At 68.2% G+C, this 24,015-nt stretch carries 17 protein-coding genes and 4 pseudogenes; 11 read left to right on the top strand and 10 right to left on the bottom strand.

Features of this window, described 5'->3' with window-relative positions:
• Positions 1 to 438: 438 nt before the first annotated feature.
• From ABZX65_RS05740 to ABZX65_RS05715, 6 genes are all read right to left on the bottom strand, one after another.
• Entirely contained in the window at positions 439 to 927 is a 489-nt protein-coding gene (locus ABZX65_RS05740; protein ID WP_355335126.1) for a universal stress protein, read from the bottom strand.
• 125 nt (positions 928 to 1,052) lie between these two features.
• Positions 1,053 to 2,021, bottom strand: a complete 969-nt coding sequence (locus tag ABZX65_RS05735; protein ID WP_355335123.1) for a carbamate kinase — start codon at positions 2,019 to 2,021, stop codon at positions 1,053 to 1,055.
• Position 2,022: 1 nt separating this feature from the next.
• Positions 2,023 to 3,045: an ornithine carbamoyltransferase gene (gene argF, locus ABZX65_RS05730; RefSeq protein ID WP_355335120.1), complete on the bottom strand. Its 1,023-nt coding sequence runs from the start codon at positions 3,043 to 3,045 to the stop codon at positions 2,023 to 2,025.
• Between the two features lie 55 nt (positions 3,046 to 3,100).
• Positions 3,101 to 4,420, bottom strand: coding sequence for an arginine deiminase (locus ABZX65_RS05725; protein WP_355335118.1), 1,320 nt, complete (start codon positions 4,418 to 4,420; stop codon positions 3,101 to 3,103).
• Entirely contained in the window at positions 4,417 to 5,904 is a 1,488-nt protein-coding gene (locus ABZX65_RS05720) for an amino acid permease (RefSeq protein WP_355335116.1), read from the bottom strand. The genes ABZX65_RS05725 and ABZX65_RS05720 overlap by 4 nt, the downstream gene beginning before the upstream one ends.
• A gap of 94 nt (positions 5,905 to 5,998) precedes the next feature.
• Positions 5,999 to 6,862 (bottom strand): slipin family protein, encoded by an 864-nt coding sequence (locus ABZX65_RS05715; protein ID WP_355335114.1) that lies wholly within the window; start codon positions 6,860 to 6,862, stop codon positions 5,999 to 6,001.
• A 337-nt stretch (positions 6,863 to 7,199) separates the two neighbouring features.
• Here ABZX65_RS05715 and ABZX65_RS05710 point away from each other — a divergent pair, with 337 nt between their 5' ends.
• Positions 7,200 to 7,733, top strand: a complete 534-nt coding sequence (locus ABZX65_RS05710; protein WP_355335111.1) for a universal stress protein — start codon at positions 7,200 to 7,202, stop codon at positions 7,731 to 7,733.
• Entirely contained in the window at positions 7,639 to 8,241 is a 603-nt protein-coding gene (locus ABZX65_RS05705; protein WP_355335772.1) for a helix-turn-helix domain-containing protein, read from the top strand. The genes ABZX65_RS05710 and ABZX65_RS05705 overlap by 95 nt, the downstream gene beginning before the upstream one ends.
• On the opposite strand, the gene ABZX65_RS05700 is transcribed toward ABZX65_RS05705, so the two are convergent.
• Positions 8,132 to 8,617 carry a hypothetical protein gene (locus tag ABZX65_RS05700; protein ID WP_355335108.1) on the bottom strand — a complete coding sequence of 162 codons (486 nt, stop codon included), beginning with the start codon at positions 8,615 to 8,617 and terminating at the stop codon, positions 8,132 to 8,134. The genes ABZX65_RS05705 and ABZX65_RS05700 overlap by 110 nt on opposite strands.
• 580 nt (positions 8,618 to 9,197) lie before the next feature.
• Between ABZX65_RS05700 and ABZX65_RS05695 the strand changes: the two genes are divergently transcribed.
• The 4 genes from ABZX65_RS05695 to ABZX65_RS05680 all read left to right on the top strand — a co-directional run bounded on the left by ABZX65_RS05695 (position 9,198) and on the right by ABZX65_RS05680 (position 12,629).
• On the top strand, positions 9,198 to 9,890 hold the full coding sequence (locus tag ABZX65_RS05695; protein WP_355335105.1) for a PRC-barrel domain-containing protein: 693 nt from the start codon (positions 9,198 to 9,200) through the stop codon (positions 9,888 to 9,890).
• Positions 9,891 to 10,171: 281 nt separating this feature from the next.
• Entirely contained in the window at positions 10,172 to 10,975 is an 804-nt protein-coding gene (locus tag ABZX65_RS05690) for an alpha/beta hydrolase (RefSeq protein WP_355335103.1), read from the top strand.
• The gene (locus ABZX65_RS05685) at positions 10,975 to 12,279 is read left to right on the top strand and encodes a SpoIIE family protein phosphatase (RefSeq protein WP_355335101.1); all 1,305 of its coding nucleotides are present in this window, start codon (positions 10,975 to 10,977) and stop codon (positions 12,277 to 12,279) included. Before ABZX65_RS05690 ends, ABZX65_RS05685 begins: the two co-directional genes overlap by 1 nt.
• Entirely contained in the window at positions 12,276 to 12,629 is a 354-nt protein-coding gene (locus ABZX65_RS05680; RefSeq protein ID WP_355335098.1) for an STAS domain-containing protein, read from the top strand. Before ABZX65_RS05685 ends, ABZX65_RS05680 begins: the two co-directional genes overlap by 4 nt.
• Before the next feature lie 398 nt (positions 12,630 to 13,027).
• On the opposite strand, the gene ABZX65_RS05675 is transcribed toward ABZX65_RS05680, so the two are convergent.
• On the bottom strand, positions 13,028 to 14,218 hold the full coding sequence (locus ABZX65_RS05675; protein ID WP_355335095.1) for an MFS transporter: 1,191 nt from the start codon (positions 14,216 to 14,218) through the stop codon (positions 13,028 to 13,030).
• 80 nt (positions 14,219 to 14,298) lie between these two features.
• Between ABZX65_RS05675 and ABZX65_RS05670 the strand changes: the two genes are divergently transcribed.
• On the top strand, positions 14,299 to 14,688 hold the full coding sequence (locus tag ABZX65_RS05670) for a MerR family transcriptional regulator (RefSeq protein WP_266608394.1): 390 nt from the start codon (positions 14,299 to 14,301) through the stop codon (positions 14,686 to 14,688).
• A 916-nt stretch (positions 14,689 to 15,604) separates the two neighbouring features.
• Here ABZX65_RS05670 and ABZX65_RS05665 read toward each other — a convergent pair.
• Together ABZX65_RS05665 and ABZX65_RS05660 are read right to left on the bottom strand one after the other, a co-directional pair.
• Positions 15,605 to 15,739 (bottom strand): annotated as a pseudogene (locus ABZX65_RS05665) (transposase); the annotation flags it as partial.
• 422 nt (positions 15,740 to 16,161) lie between these two features.
• Positions 16,162 to 18,015, bottom strand: a complete 1,854-nt coding sequence (locus ABZX65_RS05660; protein ID WP_355335093.1) for an SGNH/GDSL hydrolase family protein — start codon at positions 18,013 to 18,015, stop codon at positions 16,162 to 16,164.
• Between the two features lie 920 nt (positions 18,016 to 18,935).
• Here ABZX65_RS05660 and ABZX65_RS05655 point away from each other — a divergent pair.
• The 4 genes and pseudogenes from ABZX65_RS05655 to mgtA all read left to right on the top strand — a co-directional run.
• Positions 18,936 to 19,136: pseudogene (locus ABZX65_RS05655) on the top strand (transposase); the annotation flags it as partial.
• A gap of 244 nt (positions 19,137 to 19,380) precedes the next feature.
• Positions 19,381 to 19,665 (top strand): annotated as a pseudogene (locus ABZX65_RS05650) (transposase); the annotation flags it as partial.
• Between the two features lie 663 nt (positions 19,666 to 20,328).
• Positions 20,329 to 21,134 (top strand): annotated as a pseudogene (locus tag ABZX65_RS05645) (IS5 family transposase).
• Between the two features lie 230 nt (positions 21,135 to 21,364).
• Positions 21,365 to 23,998 carry a magnesium-translocating P-type ATPase gene (gene mgtA, locus ABZX65_RS05640; protein WP_355335770.1) on the top strand — a complete coding sequence of 878 codons (2,634 nt, stop codon included), beginning with the start codon at positions 21,365 to 21,367 and terminating at the stop codon, positions 23,996 to 23,998.
• The last annotated feature ends 17 nt before the right edge of the window (positions 23,999 to 24,015 follow it).

Below are 24,015 nucleotides of genomic sequence, written 5' to 3'. Positions count from 1 at the left end.
ATCTCATGGGTCACCTCGCCGCGCTCGCGCAGCCGCGCCAGATGTTCCGGTCCCACCGGGCCGGGTGCGCAGGGCAACAAGTAGCCGCACCGCAGGCGGCAGCCCGTACACGTCGAGGCCGGTGAAGCTCCTGCGGCGCTGCCGCCCCCCGCCTCCGGCAGACAGGAGTTGGGGCTCGGGCATCCTCCGGGCCTGGGCTTCAGCAACGTCGTTTTCCCAAGCCCATGCTTTCGCGATCGAGGCGAGCTGCGCCTCGTACGTCCGCGGGTCTGACATCTGCAGGCCCCGCCCTGTTCGGGCGAACCAACGCAGATCGGCGAGCCGTCCTGGATAGTCCCGGTCACCGGGGCTGAGCCCGCGCCAGTTCGGGAGGCTGGTGCCGGTTCTGCGGCGTGCGGGCGCGGTTGATCGAGGTGGGATCACCTAATTCCTGCGAGGTTATTCGTCGGCCGGGTCGCTGGTCGCGACCGGCTGCGGAACGACTACGACGGGGCAGGACGCGTGCTGGACGCAGTGCTGGCTGACGGAACCGAGCAGGACGCCGGCGAAGGTGCTGTGTCCCCGGGTTCCCACCACCAGCAGCCGGGCGTCGCGTGTGGCGTCAGTGAGGACTTGTGCCGGGTGCCCCTCCACCGAGTGGGTTGCCACCTGGACCATGCTGCCGTTCTGGTTCTTCAGGACGCGCGCGACGGTTTCTTCCAGGCATTTCTCGGCCGAAATGGCGAAGTTTCCGCCGTCGGGCATGGACGGCAGGTAGCCCCAGGAGTATCCGTACATGCTGGGGTATTGCCATGCGGCGACCGCCGAGAGCGACGCCCCCACCTGTCGGGCGTACTCCATCGCCCAGTGCAGCGCGGCCTCGGACCCGGCGGAGCCGTCCACTCCCACGACGATCCGGTCGGTCTGGTCCACGGGCAGATCTTTCATCGGAACTCCTGCTGATCGTTTGCGTTCGGATCTCAAGCTCGGGTCTCAAGCTCGGACCTCAAGCTCGAATTGTGCGGGCCATGCCCTTTGTTCGGTCTCAGCCGACCGTCCGCTCTTCCTTCGAGTCACCCGTCCACCGAGGCGCGTCGGCCACCGTTTCGGGAGCGCGCGTCCACTTGTCCGAGCCGGTGTTCGGCGATGGTGGTCCCGGCGCTGCCGTTCAGGACCGCGGCGGCCTGGGACAGCGAGCCGATGGCCGCTTTCCGGCCAGTCGCGGTGACGAATCGGGCGCAGGCGGTGAGTTTGGGGCCCATGGAGCCGTCAGGGACGGATATCCGGCTCATGTCGTCCACATTGATCCGCCTGCGCAGCATCGCCTGGGGTGTGCCGAAGTGTTCCATCACGCCCGGCACGTCCGTGAGGACGAGCAGCCGGTCGGCGTTCACCTTGATGGCGATCAGCGCCGCGGTGAAGTCCTTGTCGACGACGGCCTCCACGCCGTGGATCCGTCCGGCGTCGTCTTCGGCGACCGGTACTCCGCCGCCGCCACCGCAGATGATCACGGACTGCTGCCTGAGCAAGTGGGTGATGGTGCCCTGTTCGAGGACGCGCTGCGGGTGGGGCGAGGACACGACGCGTCGCCAGCGTCCGCCGTCGGGGGCGATGTCCCAGCCGTGGAGTTCGGCGAGCAGGCGGGCCTGCGGCTGGTCGTAGACCGGTCCGACGAACTTCGTCGGTCTGGCGAAGGCCGGGTCCTCCGCGTCCACGACCGTTTGGGTCACGATGCTGAGGATCGGCTTGGTCACCCCGGCGTTGCGCAGTTCCTGGACCAGCCAGTAGCCGATCATTCCCTGGGTCTGGGCGACGAGTACGTCCAGCGGGTAGGGGCGCGTCAACGAGGTGTCGCTCTCGCTTTCGAGCGCGAGCATGCCGACCTGCGGTCCGTTTCCGTGGCAGATGACCAGTTCGTTCTCGGCGGCGAGCGGGGCGAGGGCCTCAGCCGCGGCGCGGATGTGACCGATCTGGAGCGCGGCATCGGGCTTCTCGCCACGACGCAGGAGCGCGTTGCCGCCGAGGGCGACGACGATGCGCACCTCAGTCACCCAGCGCGGCGACGAGGACGGCCTTGATGGTGTGCAGGCGGTTCTCCGCCTGGTCGAAGACGATCGATCGAGCGGATTCGAAGACCTCGTCGGTGACCTCGGCGCCGGTGAGCCCGTACTGGTCGTTGAGGCGCTGACCGAGTGGTGTGCTGCTGTCGTGGACCGAGGGCAGGCAGTGCAGGAACTTGGTGTCGGGCTTGCCGGAGCCGAGCAGGACCTTCTCGGTGACGCGGTACGGCAGGAGCAGCGGAATGCGCGTCTTCCACTGCTCGTCGGACTCGCCCATGCTGACCCACACATCGGTGTAGACGAAGTCGGCGCCCGCTGTGGCCTGCTCGACGTCCTCGGTCACCAGGACGCGCGCGCCACTGTTCGTGGCGAGGTTCCGGGCGGTGGCGATGACGTCGTCGGGGGGCCACAGTTCGCGCGGCGCCGCGATCCGCACATCCATGCCCAGCAGGGCGCCGGTGACGAGAAGCGAACGGGCGACGTTGTTGCGGCCGTCCCCGAGGAAGCAGTACGCGATCTGCCACATGGGGCCGGGGTGGTGCTCGGTCATGGTGAGCACGTCGGCCAGCGTCTGGGTCGGGTGCCAGGAGTCGGTGAGCCCGTTCCATACGGGGACGCCGGCATGGTCGGCGAGCTGCTCCACGGTGTCCTGGGCGAAACCGCGGAACTCTATGCCGTCGAACATCCGGCCCAGCACCCGCGCCGTGTCGCGTACCGACTCCTCACGACCGATGTGGGAGCCCTCGGGCCCGAGGTAGGTGACATGGGCGCCTTGCTGGTGTGCGGCGACCTCGAATGCGCAGCGGGTGCGGGTGGAGCTCTTTTCGAAGACCAGCGCGATGTTCCGGCCTGTCAGCGCGGGCCGTTCGGTGCCGCCGGCCCTGTCGCGCTTGAGCTGCGCCGCGCGCGTGATCAGCGCGAGGAACTGCTGCTTGTCGAGGTCGGTCTCCTTCAGGAGCGAACCGGGATGCCGAAAGGCGGTGGTCGGGGCGGTGGTCGTCGTCATGGGGCGGACCTCGTTTCTGAGCGGTACGGCGGCGTGCGGGCGGGGCGGAGGCGGTTCAGATGCCGTCGCGCTGAGTGGGACAGGTCATGCACCGGGCTCCGCCGCGGCCTCGGCCCAGCTCGCTGCCGGGGATGCTGATGACCTCGATGCCGTTGTCGCGCAGCATGCTGTTGGTGACGGTGTTGCGTTCGTAGCCGACGACGATGCCGGGGGCGATGGTGAGGAAATTGTTGGCGTCGTCCCACTGCTCTCGCTCGGCGGCTCGCGCGTCCTCCTCGGCGGACAGGACGCGTAGTTTCTCGATGCCCAAGGCGTCGGCGATGGTGGCGAAGAGGTCGTCGCGCTGCTCCACGTGCAGCGCCGCGGTGTCGTGCTCGACGACCTCGTGCGGGTCGGCCGGCTCGATCACCCAGGTGCGCATGTCCTTCGGGTCGAGGTTGGGGTAGCGGACGAAGGTGTCCGTGTCGATCATGGTCAGGACGGTGTCCAGGTGCATGAACGCGTGGGACTTCGGGAGCTGCACGGCGATGACGGTGGTGGCCTGACCGGTCCGGAAGAGCTCTCGGGCCAGGATTTCCACGCCCATGGGGGTGGAGCGCTCTCCCATTCCGATCAGGACGGCGCCTCGCCCCAGGACGTGGATGTCACCGCCTTCCAAGGTGGCCGGCTGGTGATTGCTGTCGTCGTCTCCGTAGTAGCGGGGAAACGCGCGGTCGGCGAAGAGCGGATGGAAGTCGTACACAGCCCTGCTGTGCAGCGATTCGCGCTGCCGGGCGGACTTGGCCATCGGGTTGATGGTGACACCGCCGTATATCCAGGCGGAGTTGTCGCGTTGGAAGAGCGTGTTGGGCAAGGGCGCCAGTACGAAGTCGTCGGGGTCCAGGGTCTGCCAGCGCAGGCTGCGTACCCGCAGCGGTGACAGGTCCGTGCGAGTGACGCCCCCGATGAGCAGCTCGGCCAGTGTCGCGGCGTCGGTCTCGTCGGCGAGCGCCCGCAACGGGGCTGCCAGGGTGGGTCCGACCTGTTCGGCCGTGCAGACGCGGTCCAGCACGAACGCCCGGGCCTCGGGGAGGGCCAGTGTTTCGGCGAGCAGTACGTCGAAATGGTGCACGGTGACGAAGCGGTCGCGGAGGGCCTGGGTGAACGCGTCGTGTTCTTCGCGGGCTCTGGCAGCCCACAGCACGTCGTCGAAGAGCAGTTGGTCGCAGTTGCCGGGAGTCAGGCGGCTGAGTTCCAGCCCGGGACGGTGGACAACGGCTTCACGCAGTTGGCCGACCTCGGAGTGGACTCCCGGCGTGCGGGTCGACCTGGTTTTCCCGGCGGCTCGGTCGGCGGGGCGCTCGGCGGCGGGAACAGCTTGTGTCGGTCGCGTCATGACGGGATCTCTCCGGTGTCGGTGGTGAGGGTGGCGGGCGCCGGGGTGAGCCGACTGCCCACCGGGGTCTCAGGGACCTCGGGAAGGGCGGCGCTGTCGAAGGGCACGACGAGGCTCTCGCCGTACTCGCCCCGCCCCGACTTCAGCCAGATGTAGACGGGCAGACCCAGCAGGACGCAGAACAGGCCGTAGTAGACGGCCTGGTACCCGCTGCCGGCCAGCGACCAGAAGGAGAAGACGAGGGCGACCGCGGACACTCCGCAGTCGCGGACCAGGTGCTGCCAGTGGGTCTGCCGGCCGCGCGTGAGGAGCCAGTACAACTGCGCGGCCGCGCTGAACAGATAGGGGATGACGGCGGTGACCACGGAGAGCAGGACGAGCGTGGTGAAGACCTTCTCGAAGCGCGTGTAGCTGACCACGGTCAGGACCGAGGCGAGGAAGGTCGAGCTGATGATGCCGAACGCGGGTATGCCGCGTCGGCCGCGGGCGAACACCGCCGGGAACAGGCGGTCCTTCGCGGCTGCCATGGGCATTTCGCCGACGACCAGGGTCCAGCCGATCAGAGCGCCCAGGCCGGAGACGATCGCCGCGACGGCGACGGTCTGGCCGGCCCAACGGCCGCCGAAGATGGCGTCGGCCGAGTCGGTGAACGGTGCTGTCGACTTCTGCAGGGCGGCGTTGGAGACCGTGCCGAACACGGTGACCGTGCCCAGGATGTACACCACGGCGCAGCCGATGGTGCCCAGCACCGTGGCCCGTCCGACATTGCGCCGAGGGTCACGTACGCGGCCGGCCACCACCGAGGCGGTCTCGATGCCGATGTAGCTGAACAGCGCGATGGCCGCGGCGGCCGAGATCGCCGCGGTCGCCGAGGTGCCGGTGGGGTTGAGCGGCCCGAAGTTGTGCGCCTTGATGAACAGCAGCCCGACGGTGGCCATGAACAGCAGGGGAATGAATTTGAGCACGGTCGTGACGTTCTGCGTGATGGCGATGTTCCGCACCCCGGAGAGATTGATGACCGCGGGTATCCACAGACCCGCCATGGCGATCACGACGGACCAGAGCTTGGCGTGCCCGGTGTTCCAGAAGACCTCGACGTATCCGACCCACGCGACGACGATCGCGGCGTTGCCGGCCCAGGCGGTGATCCAGTAGGACCACGCGTTGAGGAAGCCGCCGAAGTCCCCGAAGGCGTCTCTGGCGTAGACGTACGGGCCGCCGGAACCCGGCACTCTCTTCGACAGCGACCCGAAGGTGAACGCCAGCGCCAGAGCGCCTACGGTGACCAGGACGAACGCGACCAGACTGATCGGGCCGTACGGCGCCAAGGCACTCGGCAGCGCGAAGACTCCCGTGCCGATCACCGATCCGATGACCAGTGCGGTGGCCGTCGGCAGTCCGAACTGCCGCTTCTTCGCCGTCTTGTGCGTACTCGTCGGGTGCGAGGTTTCTCCGGACGCCTCATCGTGCACCTGCGTACTCAACTGAGTTCCTCCTCGACTCTGTTCACGACGGCCCACGCTGGGGGCTCGGCAGCGGCAGTCCGGCGGTCCACGTCGGGCTGCCGCTACCGGTCGATCACACCGATGCGTTGGCGTTGGAGCCGTTCAGTACGGGGACGGGGACGGGGACGGTCTTCACCATGCCGGTCGGCGGTACGGGGGCCGCGGCGGCTGCCTTCTCACGGGCGAGGAAGGATCCGAGCTCGCCGATGGTGCTCATGAGGGGGGCGGGGAAGACCACGGTCGTGTTCTTGTCGACGCCTATCTCGACCAGGCTCTGCAAGTTGCGGAGCTGGAGCGCCAGCGGGTGGTCCATCATGATGTCCGAGGCGTCGCCGAGCGCGGCGGCGGCCATCGATTCGCCTTCGGCGTTGATGATCTTCGCTCGCTTCTCCCGCTCGGCTTCCGCCTGGCGGGCCATCGCGCGCTTCATGCTGTCGGGCAGTTGGATGTCCTTGAGTTCGACCAGGGTGACCTCGACGCCCCATTCGGTGGTCGTCACATCGAGGATTTCGCGGATGTCCAGATTGATCCGGTCAGTTTCCGACAGCGTCTGGTCGAGGGTGTTCTGGCCGACGACCTTGCGCAGGGTCGTCTGCGCTATCTGATTGATCGCCGTGTTCACGTTCTCTATCGCGATCACCGATTTCACGGCGTCCGCCACTCGGAAATAGGCGACGGCCGACACATCGACGCTCACATTGTCCCGGGTGATGATGCCCTGGGACTGGATGGGCATGGTGACCGTCCGCAGCGACACCCGGTGCAGGACGTCGACGAACGGAACGATGAACCGCAGCCCCGGCGGACGGGCACCGACCAGCCGCCCGAACCGGAACAGAACTCCCTGCTCGTACTGCTTGATCACCTTGACCGCCATGGCGATGGCCACGATGGCCAGGATGACCACGATGACGAGAAGGAAAATCAGAAGTGCCATTGCGTTGCTCCTCAGAAAGGATGGCGGATTCCTGGTCCAGGACATATCGACCGGCAGGACCGCGGGCAGTGCGTGACGGGCGGAGAGGATGTGACCGGCGGAGGTCATATCAGCAGCCCTCAGACGCTCCCGTTCGTCCAACTCGTCTGTGCCGTCCTGTAGTTCATATCCGCATCGTCGCCGCGCCAGATCGTCGTCGGTAGGGCCGGGTGGTCCCTCCTCTCCGGCTCAGCGGCCCCCTGCGTCCACCGGATTCTCCTGAGGACTGGCCGCAAATCCATTTCGGAGAGCCGGTCGGCCCTTGGCCGCCGTACCGGTGCCGCACCATCGTGGAGTTATGAAAATCCAAGAGACCAAGCTGAGGGAATTTTCCGGAGCGCGGCCGATCGTCGTCGGGGTGAACGGTTCCCGTGCGTCCCTTGCTGCCTTGCGATGGGCCGTGGCGGAAGCGGAGGCACGCAAGGTGCCCCTGGTGACGGTGCACGCCTGGGAGCCGTCGGTACGTCGGCGTGCGCCGTATGCCACCGTGGCGGAGCGCCGTACACCGGCCGAGGACCGGGAGTCCGGGCAGAGGCTGGTCCAAGTCGCGGTGGCCGCAGTCCGGATGGCCCATCCGGGCGCTGACGTGCGGGCGGTGCTGGCCGAGGGGCCGCCGGTCGCGGTACTCCTGCGCTACAGCGACGACGCTCTGCTTCTGACGCTCGGGCAGAGCCTGTACAGGGACGGCTCGCCGACCGAACTCGGTCCGGTGACCCGCGCGTGCGTCAGGGAATCCCATTGCCCCGTCGTTACGGTTCCGGAGCTCCGCACCACAGCCCGGCACAGCGAACTCCCGCCCGTGGCCCCCGTGGCGACGGCCTTGGCCGGCTGACCTCCTGCGGCCGCGGCGCGAGCAGTTGGGGCTGAGTCGCGAGGAGGTCGCAGGACGGGCTGGTTCCGCGGGTGGCTACCTCCAGCTTGTGGAGGAGGAGGCCGCTGTGCCCGGCGTCACGTTCCTGCTGTGGTTGGCGAACGCGCTGGAGACGACGGTCGCGGAGCTGGTTGCGCAGGGCAATGTGTCGTTCAGAACCGCACCGGACGCGCTGCCCGCACAGGCGGCGGGCACGGATACCGCATTCGAGGCGGATCACCATCGTGCCCCGGCGGGTCACCGGTCGCAGGATCGCCGTGCGGCAGAATCCCGCCGCGGCGGGGCCGTCAGGAAAACCGCGGTGAGACGCGCCGTCGGGGGACCGTTTCGTCCGCTTGCGACCTCACCGCCGGACAGGGTCAATCGCGGCGGACGGGGACGGTCGGGAGACCATGGAGTACGGAGCGGACCGAATCGCCGTCGCACGGGGCGAACAGGGCCGACAACCCCGCGTTCAGGCGGACGCTGACGGAGCGTTCGGAGACTCCGAGCCGCTGCGAGGCGTCGGCGCAGCTCTGGTCACCGATCAGCATCAGCGCCAGCTCCACCCGGTCGAGCGCGACTGACGCCGTTTCGGGGCACCGGTCCCTTATGTGGGGGACGTGAGGTGGGACAGGTGAAGAGCGCGTCCGATGCGTTGTGATGACGGAGTCCGGTGCGGCGAGCACTTCGGCCATGGCGGCTTCGACCACGATCGGATCGTCCGTCATCAGGGCTGACAGGGCGTGGATGGCGATCAGGTGGCGGTCGCACCAGATGATGATCGAGCGTCGGCGGGCGAGGAGTCGCTCGGTTTCGCGGTTCCGGGTGGAAGCGGCGGCCGGCTTCGTTCTGCGCAGAGTCACTGCGGACCTCTTTTCGAGGCGCGGGTCCCGGTCACCGGGCGCGGGCGCTGAATTGAGCACGAGTTGAGCGAACCTGCGGAAGGAATGCCGCGCGGTGCCGCGCTCCGGTCACGCGGTGCCCGGGCACTGGCGAGGCATGCGGCCCGGTTACGCGAGTGGAGGCAACCACGCCAACAGCGCAGTCCGGAGGCGACAGGGCCGGTCCGGAAGCTCGCTCGGAAGCACTCGGATGGTCGGGCGATGGATCATCGTCTCACTCGCCTCAGGTACGTCCGTATCGACTGTGCGGTATGCCGCCGGGGTCACGGACGTCACGGCAACTGTAGCGGCGTTCGACCACGTCGACCATGATCCGAGGTGATAATCCCATCGGACGCATCCATCCGCGACGGTGGATCGACGGGAACTGCCGAGCAGGGCCCTTCGGCCCCTGGAAGGGCCGTTCGGCATCTGCGCGGACCGCGGGTGCGCGGGACAGACTGCGCAGCGGGGCCGGACGTACGACGTACGCAACCGACCGCCCCGGCGCCCGCACTGATCTCACTGGGCGTCCGCACACGATGCGGAACGAGGAAAAGCCATGACACTCACGACGAGGCCCTTCACCATCGGCGCAGAAGTCTCCGACGAGGACGGCGCCTTCGGGGTCCTGCGCCGGGTGGTCGTCGACCCGGTCGCCAGAACCCTCACTCACCTGGTGATCGAGCCCAAGTACCACCACGCGGCCGGCCGCCTCGTACCTGTCGGTCTGATCGACCAGTCCGCCGCACGGATCGCACTGCACTGCACCACGGCCGAGTTCGAGGCTCTGTCGAGCGCCGACGAGAAGCATTTTGTGCCCGCACCGGACAATGAGTGGGGCTATGCGGGCGGCGAGATTTTCGCTCTCCCCTACTACGGACTCGGTATGGGGACAGGCGCGGTCGCCATGAGGCCCGTTCTCCCGGTTCCTGGGCCGCGCCTCATCACGCGGGACCGTATTCCCACCGGCGAGGTGGAGATCCGCCGGGGTGACGCCGTGCACGCGACCGACGGTGAGATCGGCCGGGTCCAGGGCCTGGCCGTGGACACCGGTGACTACCACGTCAGCCATGTGCTGCTGGACGAGGGCCACTTGTGGGGAAAGCGACGCGTCGCGATCCCCATCGACGCGGTCGTCAGCGTCACCGGCGACGTCCGGCTCAGCTTGACCAAGGACGAGGTACGCGACCTGCCGCCGGTCGACCTCGCCCATGACCGCACACCGAGCGTCGCCGACGGAAATCCTGTCTGAGCCGCAGGGGCTAAGCCTCCGCTGACCGGCACGGCACGAGCCGCGACCCTGTGTCGACGTCTCGGCTCCTGCGGTGCCCTCAGGCGTTGACGCGGGCCAATGGCTGCTCTCGCCCCTGACGGCCAGGGAACAGCAGAGCGGCCGATCCGGGCGGAACGGGATCGGAGCCCCCCTTCGCACGGCGCTCCGCCGGACGGCGGTGATGGAAGCCGCGGCCCGCAGTCCGCCACGGCCTCGGGCCGCTGCCCGGGGTGGGGCGGGGGGATGGGAAACTGGCGGGTATGGATATCCGTCGCAGGAACAACGTCACCGTCACCGGCTGTGCAGACGGGCCGGTGCTCCTGCTGGCGCACGGGTTCGGCTGTGACCAGAACATGTGGCGCACGGTGGTTCCCGCATTGGCTGAGAGCTACCGGGTGGTGCTCTTCGACTACGTGGGTTCCGGCCGGGCGGACCCGTCGGCCTGGGACGAGCGGCGTTACAGCTCCCTGGAGGGCTACGCGCGGGACGTACTGGAGGTCTGCGAGGAGCTGGACCTGCGGGACGTGACGTTCGTGGGGCACTCGGTCAGCGCGATGGTCGGGGTGCTCGCCGCGGCGAAGGCCCCGCGGCGTGTGTCCCGGCTGGTGATGGTCGCGCCGTCGCCCTGTTACATCGACGACGACGGTTACCGGGGCGGGTTCAGTGCCGAGGACATCGACGAGCTGCTGGAGTCGCTGGAGTCGAACTATCTGGGCTGGTCGGCGGCGATGGCCCCGGTCATCATGGGCAACGCGGACCGCCCGGAACTCGGCCAGGAGCTGACCGCCTCGTTCTGCGCGACCGACCCGGACATGGCTCGCGTCTTCGCCCGCACGACGTTCCTGTCCGACAGCCGCGAGGACCTGAAAACGGTCACGGCGCCGACGCTGGTCCTTGAATGCAGGCAGGACGTGATCGCGCCCCGGGAGGTCGGCGCCTACGTCCACGCGGCGATCCCCGGCAGCCGCCTGGTCACGCTGGAGGCGACGGGTCACTGCCCGCAGCTGAGCGCGCCGCAGGCCACCGCGGGCGCGATCATCGAGTTCGTCGGGACGAGCCGGTGATGTGCAGGACCGACCAGGCGCCCGAGCCGGGCGAGGAGCAGGACGTGGACACCACGGACGCGGTGTTCACCTCACTGCTGGAGGACAGTGCGGAGGAGCTGTACGAGCAGGCCCCGTGCGGATATCTGTCGACGCTGATGGACGGCACCATCGCGAGGATCAACACCACCCTGCTGGACTGGCTGGGCATGGAGCGTGCGCAGGTGGTGGGGCGGATGCGGTTCACCGATCTGCTCACTGTGGGGGGCAAGCTCTATCACGAGACGCACTTCGCGCCGCTGTTGCAGATGAAGGGCGAGGTCAGCGGCATCGCCCTGGACATCAGGGCCGCCGGAAAGGCGCGGATGCCGGTGCTGGTCACCTCGAAGGTGAAGACCAGCGAGGACGGCGAGCCCCTGCTGATCCGCACCACCGTTTTCGACGCCCGCGACCGCCGCGCCTACGAGGCGGAGTTGCTGCGCGGCCGCGAGGCGGCTGAGGAAGCCCACCGGCAGGCTGAAGCGGCGCGCCGGCGGGCGGAGGCTGATCGCGTCCGGCTCCAGGAGGCGCTCGCCGTTCTCCAGCAGAGCCTGCTGCCCTCGCAGCTGCCCGCGATCCCGGGCCTGGAGGCCGGTTCCTACTACCACACGGCATCCCCGGATCTGCTGGGCGGAGACTTCTACGACCTGTTCCCCCTGGACTGCGGCCGGTGGGCGTTCTTCCTCGGGGACGTGTGCGGCAAGGGGCCCCAAGCTGCCGCGGTCACCTCACTGGCCCGCTACACCCTGCGCGCCGCCGCCCTGCACGATGCCGACCCGGTCACCGTCCTCACCACCCTGAACACGGTGCTGCACGAGCGGTACGCCAGCGGCGAGGGCCGCTACTGCACCGCCGTCTTCGGAGTCCTGGAAACCGATGAGGGCCACGTCGGCGTGCACCTGGCTTCCGGCGGACACCCCTCCGCGGTGATCCAGCGCGCGGACGGCAGCACCGACTGGGTTCCCACTCCGGGCGGCCTGCTCGTCGGCGTCCTGCCGCAGGCCCCGTTCACGGCCGCCCGCGCCGATCTGCTGCCCGGCGACACCCTGCTCCTGTACACCGACGGCCTGACCGAGGCCCGCACCGGGCCGGACCGTGAGCTGTACGGCGAGGACGCTCTGTGTGCTTTCATCGCCGCCCAGCCGCCGACGGGCCCGCAGGCTCTCATCACCGCCCTGAGCGGGCTGCTCGCCTCCTTCGGCGACGGGCTCGACGACGACACCGCCCTGCTCGCCCTCGGCGTGCCCGCCCCGCTTCCCACCACCGCGAGTGACGAGCTGACATGAACCCTCTGACGATCACCGCCCGAGCCACCGCCACCGGTCCCGTCCTGGAGATCACCGGTGACCTCGACTACGCGACGGCACCCGAACTGCGCAGGGCCGTAGACGGCCTGGCGGTCGCCGCGGGGCAACTGCTGGTCCTTGACTTGGCCGGCCTGGACTTCTGCGACTCCAGCGGGATCAGCGCTCTGCTGTCGGTTCGGAGTGTGGCTATCGAACACGGCGGCGACATGACCCTCGCCGCGGTTCCCGCGAACACCGCCCGCATCCTGGGCATCATCGGTCTGGACCAGGTTTTCACCATCCACCCGGACGCCACGACGGCCACCGCCCGCGACTCCGCCGCCAGTTGATCCTGCTCCGGACAGCGTCAGCCAAGGGGGCCAGCGTCCGGGTGGCCGCGCTATGCCGCCCTCTGCCAACCCCGCTGCTGCGCGTTCCGTTACTTGCCGCCTGCCTGCTCCAGGGCGGCCTCGTAGGCGTACAGCGCGGCGATGACCGTGGCGCGGTCGGCGGGGTCGAGACCGCGCATGACGCGTTCCCGGGCAGAGGCACTGCCAGAGAGCCATTCGCCGATCGGTGCGGTGTAGGCGGGGGCGGTGGCCCCGGTGCGGCGGGGGAGTTGGCAGGCGATGCCGCCCACGGCACTGGCCGCGCCGGTGATCAGAACGTTGACTGGTGGGTGCGGCCGCCAGCGGCCGGGCGGGCAGGGAGACCCGCTCGGCCCGGGTACCGCAGCTGGGACGGGGAATCAGGCGTTGATCGAGGCTTCGTGTCCGGCGTCCTTCGCCGATGTCCGTGTCCGGGGCAGGACGAGATAGGTCAGGGCCAGTCCGATCAGGCTCAGGACCGCGCCCGCCAGGCCGGTCCACCGCAGAGCACCGGCGGCGACGATCGCGCCGCCGATGACCGAGCCGGCTGCCGCACCGAGGTTGAAGGCGCCCACGTTGACGGACACCGCCAGGCTCGGCGCGGCGCCCGCGTGGTACAGGATCAGTCCCTGTAGCGGGGCGATGGTCGCGGTGGCGAACAGACCGAGTACCAGGACTGCCGCCACGGCGGTGGGCTGCCACACCACGGCGAACGGGATGAGCGAGAGCGTCGCCGCGAGCCCGCCGAAGACCCCGCGTACGGTGGCGCTCATCGACTTGTCGGTCAGCTTTCCGGCGGTGAGGTTGCCGAGAAAGCTACCCGCGCCGTAGGCGAGCAGCAGACCGGAGACCGCGTCGGCGGAGAAGCCGGAGACCCGGGTCAGCAGCGGCGCGATGTAGGTGAACAGTGTGGCGACCCCGGAAAAGCCCACCGCGGTGGTGGCGATGGCGAGCATGACCGGCCGACGGGTCACCACGCGTATCTCGTCACGCAACCGCGTGGACGGTGCTTCCTGACGGGGCAGTACGGCGGCCAGGAGCACGGTGCCCACCAGGGACAGAACGGTCAGCGCGGCGAATGGAGCCCGCCATCCGGCGCTTTGCCCGAGCAGTGCCCCCAGGGGCACTCCGAGGAGCGTGGCCACGGTGAAGCCGGAGGCCACGGTGGCGATGGCCGAGCCCGTCTTCTCAGCCGGGACCACCCGAACCGCCGTGACCAGCGCCAGCGCCAGGAAAGCGGCGTGACTCAGCGAGGACACCACGCGGCCCACCAGGAGCAGGCCGAACGACGGCGCCACGGCGCTCATCGCACTGCCCGCCGCGAACAGCAGCATCAGCCCGATGGCGAGGCCCTTGCGCGGCAGACGCGAGGTCAGCAGGGCCATGAGCGGCCCTCCGACCACGACTCCGAGCGCGTATGCGGTCACTGCTTGTCCGGCGGTTCCCACGGAGACGTCCAGATCCTCGCCGACCTGGGGCAGCAACCCGGCGATCAGGTACTCCGAGGTACCCACGACGAAGACGCTTACGCACAGTGCGGCGAGCGTCGCGAAACCCTTGTTCACCTTCATGCCGCAGACGCTAAAGTCTCACATGGGTATGAGAGTCAAGCCCGAACGGGCAATGTCCGCGCGACTGTCAGGAGGTCCCTGTGCGTATCGGTGAGTTGTCCCGGCGGACCGATGTGGCCGTGTACTTGTTGCGCTACTACGAGGAGCAGGGTCTCCTCCATCCGCAGCGTCGTCCCAGCGGTTACCGGGAATACGTCGAGGAGGACGTCGCCGTGGTCCGCCGCATCCGCAGCCTGCTCGCCGCCGGCTTGGGCACCTCCACCATCACCGCGGTCCTGCCGTGCCTGCGGGATACCGGCGACCGTCTCGTCCCCACCTGCTCGGACCTGCTCGCCGACCTCCACCAGGAACGCGACCGCATCGCTCAGGCCATCAGCGACCTTCAGGCTTCCATGGACGCGCTCAACAACGTCATCGCTGCGGCCCCAGCCGACGTCACTCGCAGGGCACTTGCTTCACTCGACGTGTGAACGAATCGACTCTCACCGCCGTACCCCGACGGCGCTGAGGTCCCCAAGGTGGCGCCCGGCCTGTCGAAAGGGTTACGGAGTTGGCCCGCACATGGCCCGGATCTTGGTGACGGACTCCCGCCAGATGCCGAGCAGTGCCCGCACCTTTACTTGTCCTCGCGGCACCCGGTTGCCACCGCGGTCCTGCCCGTGGAAGCGCACCGTCGGACAGGTGCGAGGCAGAAATGGCCGTGCGGCATCGCGGTCACCGTCGAACAGCCGAGGCCGTGCGAATTGTCCAGGAGCCGCCGGGTCGTCGGGGTCCATGCGGACGTCTGTCTCGGCTGCGGGCCCATGCTCCATGCCGGCCCAGCAACCCCATTCTGATAGCGGAGAACGCGTCCGTCCGCGGGGGCCGAGGTGGTCGTATGGGCTGATATGCCATACCGCCCAATAGGCGCAGACCAGCGCGTCGGCTGCGAAGGGGCTTTGTACCTGTGCTACGGCAGAGTCCTCGGCGCGAGTGTTGCCAACACATCTGCGAGAGTTGGCTTTGGTGAGTTGGGCGATGGCCGCACCAACCAGGCCCCCGCGGCGCCGCCGCACCGGCTAATCGTGGCATGCCATGATCCTGACGGGCTGGTGCCACCGGCATCACGCCACACGCTGGGGATACCGCGTCGGAACAACGCCTCCAGCCGAGGCCGAGGTGGTCGTGCCTGTGCTGCCGAAGCGAAGGTGTGGAAGCAGCGCGGCCAACCGCGGGCAGGCCCGATATTCTTGGTACCGGCCGTATCGGTTCGTAAACGGCGCTTTGCGCCTCAGCGGGTCCGCTCGATGACGCAGCGGCCTCGCCGGAGTTCGGGTCTCCCGGAGTGCCGTAGAATTGAGCGTCCCAGCCGATCGGCTGTGGCTGAGCCTGGCGAACTCCGCGGCGAGCCTCGTGGATGTCAGCTCGTCGTTCCCAGCGGATGCGGAGTCGTTTGAAACCGTGGAGCCAGGCGAAGGTTCGCTCGACGACCCAGCGGTAGGTGCCCAGTCCGGTGCCGTGCCGAGTGCCACGGCGACCGACAGCACGAGCGCCGCAGCGGTGAACGCACCGCCGCAGTGTCCTCGCAGGTAAGTACACCATCGTCAGCGCGGAGTGCCGTCCTGAAGCAGTACCGGGCTCGGTCGACACGGCTCAGGCACACCAACGATGGCAGAGACGACAGCGGGATAAGACCGTGAGGATCGCGCGGACGCGCGAAGCTTCCCGCAGCGCCGGAGCCCGGCGTGGCCTACAGTCCGGCGGCGGCCGAGGACTACGAGACGCGTAATGAGGCCAAGGTCGGCGTCCACCGCTGGTGCGCCCATCCGTGGACTAGCGGACCCGCGCTGCAACTCTTGCTCCAGCCGGGCGATCTGCGCGTCACTGAGGCGAGGACGGCCGGGCGAACCCTTCAAGGCCACTCCAGCCTCGCGACACTCACCGGCGGTGTGGCCTGGTGGTGGTCAGACGGCGTCGATCACCCGCCGTACTGCGGATTCGATGGCGCGTTGTCCGGCGGGTAGGGGGTGGCCGCGGTTGTCGCCGCCGTTCCGGCCGACGTCGTAGACCCATGGTGAGGCGCTGCACAGTTCGTGACCGTGGAAGCTGTTCAGGACCGAGACGTAGGTAACGTGAGCGCGGGCGGCCGCGGCCCGGGTGGCGGCATCCATCTGCGCGGCCAGGTCGTTGAGATTGGAGCGCTCAGAAGGTGTGAGCCAGCCGCACCGCCTGGTGGCCGACTGCTGCGCGGGGAACAACCGCGGATAGCCGACCACGACTACCCGGGCATGCGGAGCTGTCGTTTTGACCAGCTGATAGGCGCTCAGCAGCTTCCCCGGGAGCGTCTGGCTGATGTAGCTCCTCGCGTGGGCGACGGTGCGATCCAGGACGCAGTCGCTGAGGAAGCAGTGGGTCAGGATGCGGGAGAAGCCGACATCGTTTCCACCGATAGTGAGCGTGACCAGGCTCGGTGCGGGCCGAAGGGAACGCAGACGGGTCGTCACCTGTGCGGGTTCCCCCTTGAACGTCGAGCTGAGCGCCGAGATTTCCGCCCCTGAACACGCCAGGTGCGCTACGAGATGCACGGCCGCGTCGTCTACCGCCAGCAGCCGGGGCCACGCCTGCGGGCTACGATCGCAGGCGTGGGAAGCGGCGTCGAACGGCGGATTGCCCTCGCCAGAGGAGTAGGAGTCGCCCAGCGCGACAGTCGAGACCGGCGCCGGAAGCGGCGCACTGGATTTCAGGAGCGTGGCGCGAGGTTCGTCCATCCCCAGCCCCGGGCGCGGCATGGACACCAGCACGGTCTGCCAAGTGCCACATAGCCCGTCCGGGGCGGTGCACTGGACTTGTTCGACGTAGAGACGGCCTTCGGCTAGGGCGTACTGGCTGCTGTTTCCGCCTGCGCCGGAGTCGAGCGCGGAGGTGTCGAAGGAGTCCACCGGCGCGCCGGTGGTGTGGCTGTAGGTGTCTACCTGAAAGCTGGTGGAGGTGTACGCGTTATAGGTGACATTGCGCAGCAGCACGATGTGGCCGCGGCTGTCGGCTTGGACGGCGACCGGTGCGTAGGCGCGGTCGCGGGCGTCGTCTCTTTCGGGGACGGTACGGGTGAACAGCAGATGGCCCCTGGGATCGACAGCGATCAGGCGGTCGGTGCTGCTTCCAGCCTGAGTGACAGTCAGCAGGACCGGCACCCCCCACGAGGCAGCGGTCCAAGCGTTGATGAGTGGGTCGGCGCAGTATGGCAGGGTGTAACGGCCGGTGCGGCCACTGATGTTGAACACATCGAGGCGGTTGACCGGGTCGTACCGCCAGCAGTCGGGTTTGGAGGTGGGGCCGCTGCGGTTGGTGAGGTACGCGAACACGTAGCCGTCGGGGTTCACAGCGAGCCGCTGCGGCATCTCGGCAGCGGCGGACACCACGCGAACGCGGCCGATGTCGTTGCCGTGGTAGTCGATGTACCGCACGCCGTCTCCGGCGTAGTTCTCCACTACCAGGCCCCGCCGGTAGGCCCCGACGATGCCGGAAGCGTCCGCGGACCGGTTGGCGAACAGCAATGCCCCGGTCGTCGCGGATATGCCGAAGATCACGGCTTGCCAGCCGCAGTTGGTGTACGCGGTGCCGGCGCCGTAGATGTTGCCGTCCGCGCCCGGGACGAGCTGTCCGTATCCGATAGCGACAGGAGACTGGCCGCACGTCACGCTGATGGGGCGGGTCCACTTCAACGCCGCGCCCTGGTACGCCGCCACGACCGAAGGATCGGTGCCGTTGCCGTGCGGGCGTGGGCGGATGCCTACCGTCAGACCACTGGCGCTCACCATGCTGACACAAGACGCCAGCGCTCCTGCGGGCGCGCCGGGAAGCGGAGACCCACCGGCAGTGAACCGCTGCACTATCGACCCTGTGCTGTCGTTGCCCGTGCATCCCTGGACGCTGGAGTTCCCCTGCAAGTCCGTATGGAGCAGCCCTGAACTCTCAACGGGCTGCTGCCATGCCGCAGCCGACGGCTGCGGCATGTCCTGCGGGAGTTCGGCACGTGCCGCGGGTGCCATGAGCCCCGCCGCTAATAGCATTCCTGTCACCGCTGCGACCAGCGCACGTCGTGTCCCCGGCATAAGTCCCACCCCTCAGCTCACTCCGCGGACCGCCGGGCGGATCACCCGGGCCAAGCGGAATCAGGCGATGTTAGCGGCCGATGTGTCCTTATGAGCCCTGTTCGCCGTTATTGCCTGTCAGACGCTCATTCGGCATCTACTCCGATACGCACCGACAAGCACCTGCCTGTCAGCAGGCGCGTCCGCCCCACCGACTCTCCGGTGCCCTCTGCGCCGTCACAGGCCCCGGGCCCGGACGGATCCCGCTTCGAAATTCCCCGGGCCCGCTGTCACCGTGGATGACCCGTCAAACCAAACTGAGTCGATCGCATGGCGTTGACCTGTGTGGACTTGATTGAGTGAGACGGCTGCGCGTTGCGATTCCGTGGACCAGCACAACACCTAACTGTTCGTTCCCCACCAGCACACGCCCCCCTCACCCCCCGCCGCTGAGACGCCGGCAGGCCAACGGATCGCGGCGTGGCCGACCGGCCCCGCGGACGCCCAGGTGCCCCCGCGCAGGCGGAGGTCGCTGGTCTGCGCCGGGGTGACGGGGTGACGGGGCAAGCGCGTACGGGCCGTGACCCCTGATCTTGGACACACGAGACACCGGATCCTGAGGACCTGAGGACGGACATCTCGTGGTCATGAAGAGCTATCCGCCGCAGTTCAAGGCGGACGCGGTCACGCTGTACGAGTCGCGGCCCGAGGCAACGATCAGGCAGCTTGCCGCTGATTCGGGGATCGACCCGGCGACGTTGCGGAACTGGGTCCGGGCGGCCGGAGTCAGCCGACCACGGGGACGCCGGGCAGCGGCACCCGCGGAACCGTCGACGCCGTTGGAAACGGAGAACACGCCCTGCGCAAGAAGGTCCGCGAACTGGAAGAGGAACGGGAGATCCCGCGGAAGGCGGCCAAGTATTTCGCCGGGGAGACGCGCTGGTGAGCCGCTTCCAGTTCGTCGCCGACCACCAGCGCCGCTACGGCGTCAAGCGGCTGTGCGCCATCCTCGGCATCGCCCGCTCCAACTTCTACTGCTAGCACGCAACAGCCAGTGCCCGGGCAGCCCGGCAAGCGGCAGACGCTCACCTCGCCGCCCGGATACGGGAAGTGCACCGCGAATCGGACGGCACCCACGGCGTCCCCAGGATCACCGCCGAGTTCCCGAAGGCGGGCGAGTACGTCAACCACAAGCGCATTGCGCGCGTGATGCGGAAGATCCCTCGGCCAGGCTTTTCAGCAGGAATCGCGAACGTCACTCAATTCCTACTAGCGGCTACCAGACCAGCGGTTACAGGTCCGATACTCTTCTTGATTTCTTCCATTGGAAGGCCTGATCCGGAAAGGATTTCGATTACTCGAATCTTCACTGCTTGACGAACCTCCGAACTGGGGGAAGTAACGAGCTCTTCAAGGAGGCGAGCACATCTCACCACCACGGGGTCACCTGGTAGCTGCCTCTCTAGCGCAGGGACGAGCACAGGCCAGACAAACGCCTCGGACAGCAGCGAATAAATCCCTATTTCGTGCGGAACTAGACCTAGGTCGCGCGCCGACTCGACCTCAGCGGCCTCCAGCTCCTCAACCAAGGGAAGGCACTCGGGCAGCCAGTGGAGCAGAGCTGCGCGCACGTACTCCGCATCGGAAGATACTTTTTTAGACACGGGCACAGTCACCTCGCTGCATCATCGATGTTTTGGGGGCTACGCCACAGGGGGAGGCCCGCAGTCCCCACCAGAAATCTCACAATAGATCATCCCGTCCCTCAGGTACTGTACAACGACGTCGACTATGAGGAGGCTATCGGTAATGCCACCTAGCGTACTCAGCATGCCCGATGTTCTCAGGCTCGGGCCGCTAGTCCGGAGCACGGGCTTGTATGGCCTCTCCTGGAACTGCGAACCTGTGACCGATTCAAGCGCTGGCGAATTCGCAACCCGGTTAATTTCACCGCGAATAGTCCTATCAGCCTCAGTGGGTTCGTTGAGGTACGTCGTAACCTCGCCAGCCTTGTCGACGGATTCGTCCGTTCGTGATGGCGTGAGCAAGAAGCCGTGGATCGTGGATGACGGGTTGTGGGCTCGGATCGAGCCGCTGCTTCCGGCATGGCCGAACCTGTCGCCGGGCCCGCGGCCTGTGGATAATCGGCGCTGCCTGCAGGGCATCCTATTCGTGCTGTACACCGGCATCACCTGGCAGCAGTTGCCGCTGGAGCTCGGCTTCGGCTCCGGGCAGACCTCCTGGCGGCGCCTGGGTCGCTGGCAGGCGGCCGGAGTCTTCGAGGACCTGCACCGCACACTCCTGGCCGAGTTGAACACGGCCGGCCTGATCGACTGGACACGCTGCGTGGACGCCTCCCACGTACGCGCGAAAAGGGGGCGAGGCGACAGGCCCCTCGCCGGTTGACCGCCGCACGACCGGCAGCAAACACCACCTGATCAGTGACGGCGGCGGCATTCCGTTCCACGTGATCACCACCGCCGCCAACGTCAACGACGTCACCCAGACCCTCGACCTGGTCGACGGGATCCCGCCCGTCGCCGGCCGAGTCGGGCACCCCCGCAAACGCCGCGACGCCCCTGCTCGGGGACATGGGCTACGACAGCAACCCCAACCGGCGACAACTGCGCCAGCGCCGGATCCTGCCGGTCATCTCCCGCAAGGGATCACGGGACATCATCGGCCTCGGCAGGCTCCGCCACGTCGTCGAGCAGACCTTCGCCCAACTCCACCAGTTCAAGCGACTTGCCGTCCGCCGGGAACGGCGCCTCGACCTCCACAACGCCTTCGTCTCACTCGCCTGCGCACTCATCTGCTGGCGACGCCTCAACAACGCATCCTCATGATCGTGTTACGAGTTCTCAGGTTTCAACGCCCGCTTCGGTCGCATGTCAACGCGGGCGAACCTGCCCGCACGTTGGCGCGCGTGGCCACTCACCGGTGACGCGCGTACGGTTGGCACGATGCCCCGGTCCCCGGCAGCGGGTTTTTGATCTGTCTGGAAGAGGCGCATCGGGTGCATGTATTTCACGCAAACCCAAGGGCGCGTGGGCGCGCAACAGCGGCGCCTGGGGGCATCGACGCCCGGACGCCGCACACGGTCACTGCGGCGGCCAGTCTTCCGGCCGACCGTGTCGTCGGCGAACTGGCCTCCAGCAGGGACGGTCTTCGCGCGAAGGCGGCGGCGGAGCGGCTGCTGCGATGGGGGCCTAACGCCGTGTCGTCGCACCGTGCGCGGGCGCTTCCCGTGCTGTGGCGGCAACTGCGGTCTCCGCTGCTGGGACTGCTGCTGGCTGCCGCGGCCGTCTCCTACGGTGTCGGAGAGCGCAGCGCCGCCGTGATCATCGCGGTGATCGTCGCCCTCTCGGTGGGCCTCGGCTTCGTCAACGAGTTCCGGGCCGAGAAGGCCGCCGAGGCGCTGCACAGCCAGATCCGCCACCAGGCGGTCGTCTTCCGCGACGCCAAAGCGGTGAGCGTTCCGGTGACCGACCTGGTACCGGGAGACGTGGTCAGCCTCCGGCTGGGTGACATCGTGCCCGCCGACGTGCGGCTGCTGGAGGCGACCGACCTGGAATGCGACGAGTCCGTCCTCACCGGTGAGTCGCTGCCGGTGTCCAAGGCGACGGACCCGGTTCCGGCCGGGACGGCGCTGGCAGACCTGACCTGCTGCGCCCTGATGGGCACGGTCGTCCACTCCGGCAGCGGCCGCGCTCTGGTGGTCTCCACCGGTGCCGATGCCGAGTTCGGGAAGATCGCGGTCGGGCTGAGCGGCCACCAACTGGAGACGGAGTTCCAGCGCGGGCTGCGCCGATTCTCCATGCTGCTGGTCTACGTCGCGGGCTCCCTCACCGCGTCGATCCTCGTGATCAACGTGGCGCTCCACAAGCCGCTCATCGACTCGCTGCTCTTCTCGCTCGCCATCGCGGTCGGCATCACCCCCCAACTGCTCCCGGCTGTCGTCTCCACCAGCCTGGCCGCCGGGTCGCGGCGCATGAGCCGCCGCAAGGTACTGGTCAAACGCCTGGTCTGCATCGAGGACCTCGGTGACGTCAACATGCTGTTCACCGACAAGACCGGCACCCTGACCCTGGGGCGCATCGACTTCATGCGCGCCGTGCCCGCAGGCGACGACTCTCCCGAACAGGTACTGCGCTGGGGCCTGTTGAGTACCGAGAGCAATGCCGCCGACGGCTCGGCGGTGGGCGGCAATCCACTGGACACCGCCTTGTGGGACTCACCCGCGGCCCAGACCCAGCACACGGCTCTCGCCGCCTGGACGCAGGTGGCGGTACTGCCGTTCGACCACCAGCGGCGCATGGTCTCCACCGTGGTCCGCGACGGCTCCGGCACGGCGATCCTGGTCACCAAGGGCGCCCCGGAGAGCGTGCTGGAGCGCTGCGTCGACGTACCGGACACCGCCAGGAAGGCGCTGGAGGCCGAGTTCGCCGCGGGCAACCGCGTCGTGGCCGTCGCCACCCGGCCGGCTCCCGGTTTGCGGAAGCCCACCGCCCCGGACGAGAACACCCTGCACCTCAGCGGCCTGCTGGTATTCCTCGACCCGCCCAAGCCCGATGCGGCAGCGGCGCTGCTCCGGCTCGCCGGCCTGGGGATCGACGTCAAGATCGTCACCGGCGACAACCCCGCGGTGGCGGTCCGGGTCTGCCACGACCTGGGTCTGCCCGCTGCCACCGCCCTGACCGGGACAGACCTGAACACGCTCGACGACAACCAGCTCATCGAGGCGATCGAGCGCACCACGGTGTTCGCCCGCGTGAGCCCGGAGGACAAGGCACGCATCGTCCGCGTCCAGCGCACCACCGGAAACGACGTGGCGTTCCTCGGTGACGGCGTCAACGACGCCCTCGCCCTGCACGCCGCGGATGTCGGGATATCCGTCGACTCCGCCACGGACGTGGCCAAGGACGCCGCCGACGTGATCCTGCTGGAGAAGGACCTCGACGTGCTCGCCGACGGGGTCACGGAGGGACGCCGGATCTTCGCCAACACCATCAAGTACGTCCTCATGGGCACGTCCAGCAACTTCGGCAACATGTTCAGTGCGGCCGGTGCCTCGCTCTTCCTCAGCTTCCTCCCGATGCTGCCGTCGCAGATCCTGCTCAACAACCTGCTGTACGACTCCAGTCAGCTCGCCATCCCCACCGACAATGTCGATGAGGCGCAACTGCGCCGCCCCTCGCACTGGGACATCGGGTTCATCCGTCGCTTCATGATCTGCTTCGGGCCGATCAGTTCGGTCTTCGACTTCGCGACCTTCGGCGTCATGCTGTGGGTCTTCCACTCCGGTGCGACGCAGTTCAGGACCGGCTGGTTCGTCGAGTCACTCGCCACCCAGACGCTGGTGATCTTCGCCATCCGTACCCGCCGCATTCCGTTCTGGCGCAGCCACCCCAGCCTTCCCCTGGTGCTGGCGGCGTTCGGCGCGGCTGCGGTCGGCGCCGTACTGCCGTCGACTCCGCTGGCCCACACCCTCGGATTCCAGCCATTGCCGGCAGGGTTCTTCGCGGCGCTGGCGGCCCTGACCGTCTGCTATCTCGGACTGATCGAAGCGGGCAAGTGGCTCTTCTACCGCACCTTGCCGTCGCCGGACACTGTTCCCTTGCCACACGCGGGTCACCGGCGCCTGCTGCGACGGCGGGCCGCACGCTTCAGCTCGCTGAAGCGTCAAGCAGGCGGCACGGCCCGGGTGTAGGCGTGTACTGACCCTGA

The sequence above is a fragment of the Streptomyces sp. NPDC003300 genome (genome assembly GCF_040610915.1).
GTDB lineage: Bacteria > Actinomycetota > Actinomycetes > Streptomycetales > Streptomycetaceae > Actinacidiphila.
Note: the sequence above shows the minus strand (reverse complement) of the source record. Positions and strands in the feature narration are given on the sequence as shown.